This window comes from Nostoc sp. UCD121 (assembly GCF_014222285.1).
GTDB lineage: Bacteria > Cyanobacteriota > Cyanobacteriia > Cyanobacteriales > Nostocaceae > Nostoc.
Map to the genome: position 1 here is coordinate 1 of NZ_JACKZS010000417.1, position 2,480 is coordinate 2,480.

Annotated in this window: 2 protein-coding genes; both read left to right on the forward strand. The window is 44.0% G+C overall.

Features of this window, described 5'->3' with window-relative positions; genetic code table 11:
- Positions 1-514 (forward strand): plasmid mobilization relaxosome protein MobC (mobC, locus tag GNF10_RS36435; protein ID WP_260446386.1); only part of this gene is annotated, 514 nt, incomplete at its 5' end.
- Positions 495-2,024: a relaxase/mobilization nuclease domain-containing protein gene (locus tag GNF10_RS36440; protein WP_185587700.1), complete on the forward strand. Its 1,530-nt coding sequence runs from the start codon at positions 495-497 to the stop codon at positions 2,022-2,024. The genes mobC and GNF10_RS36440, both read left to right, overlap by 20 nt.
- Positions 2,025-2,480 lie beyond the last annotated feature (456 nt).

The following is a 2,480-nucleotide window of genomic DNA, read 5'->3' on the forward strand; positions in this document are numbered from 1 at the left end:
GCCTCAAAGCTTACGCTCTGTCTCGCTTCGCTCGAACGGCAGACTGGTTCAAGTGGGGAAACCCCCCTTGAAAAACCCCCCTCGCAATGTCCCGATATATTCTCGATTTATGGCGAACCGCAAGCAGTCAAAAGCTCTAGTCCGAAAGCATATTTTTCCAGTAAGATTGAGCGACATCGAACTGGACTTGCTGCGAATAAAATCACTTGACGCGGGGATGTCAGCGAGTGAACTGATGAGGCGTAATGCGTTGATGCGTCCATTACCAAAACGACTAAGTAAAATTAGCTTGCAAACATATTGGGAATTAGGACAAATCGGGAATAACCTCAACCAGCTTGTAAAGGCAACTAACATAGCACTCTTAGTTGGGCGAACTTTACCTGCTGATCCAGAACTTCTAAGAGAACTTTTAGAACTGCTGCATCAGTGTAGGCGAGACATTGCCTCGGATGATGTTGATGATGACGACTCGGAGGAGGAAGAGGAATCCGATGATTGGGAAGCAGACTAAGGGCAGAGGTTTTCGCAAGTTGTTAGATTATTTGGAATCCCGTGAAGATGCCAAACTAATCGGCGGCAACATGAGCGGGAGAAATGCGCGAGAATTGGCGCGTGAATTTAAGCTATCTCGACAACTAAATTCTGATGCAGACCGAGTTGTTTATCATGTTTCTCTATCAGCAGCTAAAGACGATAAATTAGATGATGAGAAGTGGAGCGAGATTGGCTCACGCTACATGAAGGAGATGGGCTTTGATGCCAATCAGTTTGTCATCTTTCGCCACCATAACACCGACGACGACCACATCCACATTGCAGCCAGCCGGATCAGGATGGACACGGGGCTAGTAGTGCATGATTCTTGGGATTATGTTCGCTCTGAGAAAGTTCTGCGACAAATTGAGCAAGACTATGAGTTAGTCCAAGTGCAGGGCAGTAGAGAAAAACTGAATCGCACGCCCAGCACCGGACAAATTAGACGCATAAGGCGAGAGCAAGAAGAATTTTCACAGGGACAACGTGACTCTCCTCCACAACGTATCATCAAAGAGGAAGTTCAGCAGACAATTGACAGAGCCGGAGTTGATAATCCCCAAATGCCAACGCTGATCATGCGGTTGCAGCAAGCTGGCATTAGCGTAAGAACAGGATTTACTAGGAATGGGAAGTCTAAAGGCATTTCTTATGAGAAAGATGGGCAAGCTTTTAGTGGTACACAGTTAGGTGCAGCTTACACATTCCCTGGTTTGCAAAAACATCGCGGTGTTGACTACCAACCAGAACGTGATGATGAACCTATTCATGAATTGCTGCTCAAACCTGCTAAACCACTCCCAATTGAGCAGTTAGAAAAGTTTCTTCAAGAAATTGAACGCAAACAACAGCCCCAGTTCACTCCACCACCAGAGGATAAAGTTGTTTGGCAAGTGTTGCACAAGTATTTGGACGAGAAACGCTACATACCAGATTATATTGTGCAAGGATTACATAATAATCAGTTGCTTTACATGGATGAGCAACGAAATATTTTGTTTATCAAGCGTGATTTAGATGGTGAAAAAACTGGCGCATTAGTTTGGTCAAAGCCTAGAGAAAATCATCGCACTGTGGAGTACGACCAAAACACCTCTACACAAAAAGGTTGGTTTTATCTGAGATTGGGAGGGCAACCAACGGACAAGGTAGAAAACGTCTTTTTGTGTTCTACACCAATTGATGCGATGTCAGCAGCCACTTATCTTATCTCAAGTTGCAAGGGGCTACCACCAACTAGAACCATGTTGATAGTCGCTGATGATCCGAATAACCTACCTATGGAATTTCTCAAAGGTTTCAATAGGGTTGTCGTAGCATTCAATAATGATGAACTTGGGAATAAGGCGGCTAGTGCAGTATTAGAATTGTTGCCGCAGGGTAAAAGGCTCAAAACCCATAATCCTGATTGGAGCCAAGAACTAGAAGCTCATCTCAGGGAGGAGCAAGAAAAGCTCTTACAGCAGGATCGTGGTTTTAGTCGGTAAGTCGTGTTGAGCCGACGAACTCGTGACCGCTTCGCTCTCGGAGTCGGTGGCTCTTACGGGCAGAGAAATTATTGGTTGGGCTAACTAGGTATTGAGCCGAGATAGGTGTAAAAACCTGCAAGATGGTCTGAAAAGTGTTGCTATATATACGTTCTAGTATTTTTGATGTCTAATGAGAATTTGTGTATGAATGCACTGGCACTTCTGACCCCATATTTGCTTTTCGCCTACCCAAGAGAATTATAAATACTCTGTGGTAGGAGGCTAATGCTTTTGGCTGTAATCCTTTACCTGTAAGAGCTTCAGGGGTTTTACTGCGAAAGATATTCATCGTTCAACCTGTAAAACCTGTAAAGAAAATTAATAAAAACTCTAGTTCTTGTAGCGATAGATACCCAAGATTTACGCTATAGAGCCAATTTTACTTAAAAATGCCTGAACCCTATACATAGCAAG

Coding starts and splice junctions, on each gene's coding strand:
- GNF10_RS36440 (WP_185587700.1), top strand. CDS start 495: ATGATTGGGAAGCAGACTAAGGGCAGAGGTTTTCGCAAGTTGTTAGAT.